The organism is Pseudomonas sp. FSL R10-0056, from assembly GCF_009600105.1.
Taxonomy (GTDB): Bacteria; Pseudomonadota; Gammaproteobacteria; order Pseudomonadales; family Pseudomonadaceae; genus Aquipseudomonas; species Aquipseudomonas bubulae.
In genome coordinates, this window is record NZ_WIWL01000011.1 from 90,678 (window position 1) to 96,677 (window position 6,000).

Here is a 6,000-nt window from a genome sequence, read left to right on the forward strand (position 1 = left end):
AAGGTAACCAAAGCAGCCATATCCACGAGCTGCTGGTATGATGCGCGGCTTTTTCCGACAGACAGAAAATCTTCAGGCGGTCCGCGTCTGTGCTTTGCTGTTGAAAACGATTTAATCACGGCGCATTTGGCGCCACGGGGACTGGCATGCTGGAAAGGCTGTTTCAACTCAAAGCACACAACACCAATGTGCGTACCGAGATACTTGCGGGTATCACCACCTTCCTGGCGATGGCCTATATCCTGTTCGTAAACCCGAGCATCCTCGGTGAAACGGGCATGGACAAGGGCGCCGTGTTTGTTGCCACCTGTCTGGCGGCCGCCATCGGTTCAGCCACCATGGGCATTATCGCCAACTACCCGATTGCACTGGCACCGGGCATGGGCCTGAACGCCTTTTTCACCTACACCGTGGTGCTGCACCTTGGCCATACCTGGCAGGTCGCACTGGGCGCAGTGTTTATCTCGGCAGTGCTGTTCTTCCTGCTGTCGATCTTTCGCATCCGCGAATGGATCATCAACAGCATCCCGCTACCGCTGCGCTCGGCCATTGCCGCCGGTATCGGCCTGTTCCTGGCGCTGATCGCCCTGGGCAACGCCGGTATCGTGGTTGCCAACAAGGCTACCCTGGTAGGTATGGGCGATCTGGCTCAGCCAAAAGTGATCCTCGCCTCCCTGGGCTTTGCCCTGATCGTGGCCCTTGAAGCGATGAAAGTGCGCGGGGCGGTGCTGATTGGCATCCTGGCCGTGACCATTGCCTCGATTGCCATGGGCGTGACCGATTTCGGTGGTGTCGTGTCGATGCCGCCCTCCCTGGCTCCGACCTTCCTGCAGCTGGATATCAAAGGCGCGCTGGATATCGGCCTGATCAGCGTGATCTTCGCTTTCCTGTTTGTTGACCTGTTCGACAACTCCGGCACCCTGATCGGCGTTGCCAAGCGCGCCGGGCTGATGGGCAAGGACGGCCACATGCCGAAAATGGGCCGCGCCCTGATCGCCGACAGCACCGCGGCCATGGCCGGTTCGCTGCTGGGCACTTCGACCACCACCAGCTACATCGAGTCGGCAGCGGGCGTGAGCGCCGGTGGCCGTACCGGCCTGACCGCCATTGTGGTTGGCATCATGTTCCTGCTGGCGCTGTTCTTCTCGCCATTGGCGGCCAGCGTTCCAGCTTTCGCCACCGCCCCTGCGCTGATGTTCGTGGCCGTACTGATGATGAGCGGCCTGGCCGAAATCGAATGGGACGACGTGACCGTTGCCGCCCCGGTGGTAATCACCGCCCTGGCCATGCCGTTCACCTACTCCATCGCCAACGGCATCGCCTTCGGCTTTATTTCCTGGACCGTGATCAAGCTGCTGTCGGGCCGCGCCCGCGAGTTGAATGCACCGCTGATCATTTTGTCGGTTCTGTTTGTGGTCAAGCTGGGTTGGTTTAACGCATGAGTGCCTTGCCGTTTGATTCTGCTACCTACGCCGTTGAGCTTGAAGCCAAGGCCAACCGTCTGCGTGAGCTGCTGGCGCCCTTCGATGCGCCTGAGCCGCAGGTGTTCGACTCGCCGCTCAAGCACTTTCGCCTGCGGGCCGAGTTCCGTCTGTGGCGCGAGGGTGGTGAGCGTCACTACGCCATGTTTGCCCAGGACGACAAGCGCACACCGATCCTGATCGAAGACTTCCCGATCGCCAGCCTGCGCATCAACCAACTGATGCCCCAGCTCAAGGCTGCCTGGCAAGCCAGTTCGGCCCTGAGCCACAAGTTGTTCCAGGTGGAGTTCCAGACCACCCTGGCAGGCGATGCAATGGTCACCTTGTGCTATCACCGCCCGCTGGACGAGCACTGGCAAACCGCCGCCGAGCAGTTGGCCAAAGACCTGGATATCAGCGTGATCGGTCGCTCCAAGGGCAAACGTGTTGTGATTGGCCGCGATCATGTAGTCGAGAAGCTGGAAGTGGCAGGCCGCACCTTCACGTATCAACAGCCTGAAGGCGCGTTCACCCAGCCAAACGGTACGGTCAACCAGAAGATGCTCAATTGGGCATACGACGCACTGGGCGAGCGTTCGGATGATCTGCTGGAGCTGTATTGCGGCAACGGCAACTTCACCCTGCCGCTGGCTACCCGTGTGCGTAAGGTACTTGCCACCGAAATCAGCAAGACGTCGGTATACGCCGCGCTGAACAACCTGCGCGACAACGCTGTGGATAACGTCACGCTGGTACGCTTGTCGGCCGAAGAGCTGACCGAAGCCCTGAACGAAGTACGTCCGTTCCGTCGCTTGCAGGGCATCGACCTGAAAAGCTACGAGTTCGGCAGCGTCTTCGTCGACCCGCCTCGCGCGGGCATGGACCCGGACACCTGTGAGCTGACCCGCCGTTTCGACAACATCCTGTATATCTCGTGCAACCCGGCGACATTGGCCGAGAATATCGCCCAACTGCACGATACTCACCGTATCGAGCGCTGCGCGGTATTTGACCAGTTTCCGTGGACGCACCATATGGAATCGGGTGTGTTGCTGGTTCGTCGGTAAACACAGGTTCTGATACACCGTGTCGACCGAATCGCGAGCAAGCCCGCTCCCACAGGATCAGCGCAATACCTGTGGGAGCGGGCTTGCCCGCGATGGTAACGCCGCAATATGGCCATGTTTAATGGGCCCGAAAATACCCTGCCACCTGCCGTAAATCCCCTTCGTTTAATACCCCCGCGTAATACCTGAGCTGTACCCGTGCCAATAAATACGCATAGCGTGCCTCGGCCAGATCCCGCTTGGCACTGAACAACTGCTGCTCGGCATCCAGCACATCCAGATTGACCCGCTCGCCGCCACTCACGCTTTTCTGCGTCGCCTGCACCAGGGCACCGGCGGACTCCACCGCCATTTCATAGGCCCGCACCTTGGCCGCGGCACTGCTATTGAGGTTGTACTGCTTGCGCAGGTCCACCAGCGTGCTGGCTGTTTGCGCGTCCAGTTCATACTGGGCCTGGGACAATTGCCGCGCGGCCTGGCGGGTCGATGCCGACACCGATCCCCCCGCAAACAACGGCACGGTGAGCTGAATGCCGACACTGTTGGTGTCGTATTTCTGGTTATAGGTACTTTCGGAGTCAGAACTGGTCTGACGGCTGCTGGCATACAAGCTGAGTTTGGGTAAGTGCCCGGCGCGCTTGCGCTCCACCTCGTACTCAGCCGAGGTCAGCGCATGCTGCTGCGAGGCCAGTTCCGGGTTATTGGCCAGGGCCAGTTCGCGCCAGCTTTCAAAGCGCTGCGGCTCCAGCGGCGCAATCACAAAGTGCGCCGCCAGCGGGGCCAGCTGCTCGATCTGCAACGGCTCCCCAAGCATCGCCTCCAGCTCCCGCAGGGCAGCGTCCTGATTGTCTTGCGCCTCGATTTCTTCGGCCACCGCCATGCTCAGGCGCGCCTGGGTTTCCAGCACATCTGTGCGGGTGCCCTCGCCGCCCTTGAGCAATCGCTGGTTAAGCTGCAAACGCTCGGCAAAAGCACGCTTTTGCGCACGGCTCAGTTCAATGCGCTCCTGTGCCAGCAAGGCCTGGCTATAGGCATTAAGCAGCCGCACCGCCAGATACTGGCTTTTGCTGCGAAAGCGTTCATCAGAAAACAACGCCTGCGCCGCGCCCTGGCGGAATCGTGCGTAGGCTTCGTAGTCCAGCAGTGGTTGCTGCAAGGTCAAGGTTGCCGCATAACTGCGGTAGTCGCGATCGGTCCGGGTGCTGGCCTGGGTGACTTCAGACTCGTTGCGTGAGTTGTTGTAGTTCCACGACAGGGTCGGCAGCAACGCGGAGCGGCCAAGGGCGCGGTTCTCCTCACCGGCGGCACGCTCTTCGATGGCGGCCTGGAAGGTCGGGTCATTGCACACGGCCAGATCGTAGGCGTCCAGCAACCCCAATGCCTGCACCGGCCCCGTGCACACCATCAATAATCCACATACAAACTGGCGCACGGTCATTCTTCCACCAATGCCATGTGAGTACGGTCGAGCAGCGGTTTGAACAGGTAATTGAGCATCGAGCGCTCGCCCGTGCGCACAAATGCCTCAACCGGCATGCCCGGGCGAATCTGCAACCCTGCCAACTGGGCCATGCCTGCTTCAGTGACCTGGGCACGCAGTGTGTAAAACGGCTCGTCCGTGCGTTCATCGACCTGGCGATCCGCCGACACCAGCATCACTTCCCCCGCCACCCGCGGCGTGGTGCTCTGGCTAAAGGCCGAAAACATCAGCTCCACCGGCAACCCGGCGTGCACCTTGTCGGCCAGCTCGACCGGCACCCGGGCCTCGACCAGCAGGGGCTCGCCCTGGGGCACGATTTCCATCAGCGCCTGACCGGGCTTGATCACCCCACCTTCGGTAAACACATCCAGGCCCACCACAATCCCGGCCACCGGCGCGCGCAACTGACTGTTGGCCAACTCAAACTCGGCCGACGCCAGCCGATTGCGCAGGTCTTCAGTGCGAACCCGGGTATCGGCCAGTTGCGTACGCACTTCCTTTTGATACTCCTCGGCCAGTTGCCGAATTTTCAGACGCATCTCCAGCACTTGTCGCTGCAATTGGCCGATGCGACCGTAGTCTTCACTGATCGAACCCAGCACCTGGGCGTACACCCGCTCGCTGTCCAACAGGCGATTGCGCGGGATATAGCCTTCACGGGCCAGCTCACGCAAACCCAGCAACTGCTCGGTCAGGGCAGTGCGTTGCAGAACCTTGCTGGCCTGGGAGTCACGTACCCCACGCAACTGCGCCTCGGCGCCCGCGATGCTTTCATCGATACCCTGCTGATCCAGCAGCAATGCCTGACGCCGGCTATCGAACAATTGCCGTTGCAAAGCCAGATTGGACGCCACCTCCCGCTCGCTCGCCAATGCCGTCAACTCGGTGGGAAAGCTCACACTGGCCACACCGTCGCGCTCGGCATTAAGCCGCGCTTCACTGGCCAGCGAGCCATAAAACTGGCTGCGCAAGGATTGGGCCTGACCCAGCAGCGGGGTTTCCTTCAAGCGAATCAGTACCTGGCCTGCGACCACCTTGTCGCCGTCGCGCACATCGATGCGCTCAACAATCCCGCCGCTGGGGTGTTGCACCACTTTGCGATGGCCCGAAACCATCACCTTGCCCGACACCGCAACGCCCTTATCCAGCGGTGCCAATGCGGCCCAGCCGAGAAATCCGAGAAAGCCGCCGAGCATCAACAACCAGCCCAGGCGCGCATATCGGGTGTCATCCAGTTGCAGCACATTGCTGTCGCCAACGGCCTTGGCATTTAACTGCGTCATGCCTTGTTCGCCTCTGCAGTGCCGAGCCGGTAGCTCACGTTCATCGCCGGCTTGGGCGCCGCAGGTTTAGCTGCAGCGGGCGCGCCGAGCACCTTGGCCGTGGGGCCAAAGGCTTGTAGCTGGCCTTCGCGCAGGATCAACAGTTGGTCGGTGAGGGTCAGCACATTGGGTTTGTGGGTGATCAAAATCAGGGTTCGCTTGTGCTGTTTGAGCTGGGTAATGGCCTGCAACAAGGCCTGCTCCCCGGCTTCATCGAGGTTGGAGTTGGGTTCGTCGAGCACGATCACCGCAGGCAGACCGTACAGCGCGCGGGCCAGGCCGATGCGCTGCTTCTGCCCGCCGGACAAACCAGCGCCACCCTCGCCCAGGCGCGTTTCATAACCGTCGGGCAATTGCAGAATCAGCTGATGCACACCCGCCAGTTGCGCGGCGGCCAGTACCTTGTCGGCATCCACCTCGGCAAAGCGTGCGATGTTTTGCGCGATGGTGCCGGCAAACAGCTGAATGTCCTGGGGCAAATAACCCAAGTGCGGGCCAAGCTGGTGTTTGTCCCACTGCGACAGCTCGGCACCGTCCAGCCGCACCTTGCCCGCCAGCGGCTGCCATACGCCGATCAGCAGCCGGGCCAGGGTTGACTTGCCGCAACCAGAAGGCCCGATCACCCCCAGCACCTGCCCGGCCGGCAGGGTAAAACTCAGGTTGGCCAGGGT

General features: G+C 61.2%; 5 protein-coding genes. 2 read left to right on the forward strand and 3 right to left on the reverse strand.

What is annotated here, in order from left to right; all coding sequences use genetic code 11:
* Nucleotides 1-146 precede the first annotated feature (146 nt).
* The gene (locus tag GHO42_RS00930; RefSeq protein WP_094999374.1) at nt 147-1,442 is read left to right on the forward strand and encodes an NCS2 family permease; all 1,296 of its coding nucleotides are present in this window, start codon (nt 147-149) and stop codon (nt 1,440-1,442) included.
* Nucleotides 1,439-2,527, forward strand: coding sequence for a tRNA (uridine(54)-C5)-methyltransferase TrmA (trmA, locus tag GHO42_RS00935; RefSeq protein ID WP_094999375.1), 1,089 nt, complete (start codon nt 1,439-1,441; stop codon nt 2,525-2,527). The genes GHO42_RS00930 and trmA overlap by 4 nt, the downstream gene beginning before the upstream one ends.
* A 118-nt stretch (nt 2,528-2,645) precedes the next feature.
* Here the strand turns inward: trmA and GHO42_RS00940 are convergent, their stop codons facing one another.
* From GHO42_RS00940 to GHO42_RS00950, 3 genes are all read right to left on the reverse strand, one after another.
* Complete coding sequence (locus GHO42_RS00940; RefSeq protein ID WP_133143867.1) at nt 2,646-3,932, reverse strand: TolC family outer membrane protein; 1,287 nt, start codon at nt 3,930-3,932, stop codon at nt 2,646-2,648.
* Nucleotides 3,933-3,961: 29 nt separating this feature from the next.
* A complete protein-coding gene (locus tag GHO42_RS00945) occupies nt 3,962-5,290 on the reverse strand; it encodes an HlyD family type I secretion periplasmic adaptor subunit (RefSeq protein WP_133143792.1) in 1,329 nt (442 codons plus the stop codon).
* The coding region (locus GHO42_RS00950) for an ATP-binding cassette domain-containing protein (RefSeq protein WP_153384076.1) at nt 5,287-6,000 on the reverse strand (714 nt) is incomplete at its 5' end. The genes GHO42_RS00950 and GHO42_RS00945, both read right to left, overlap by 4 nt.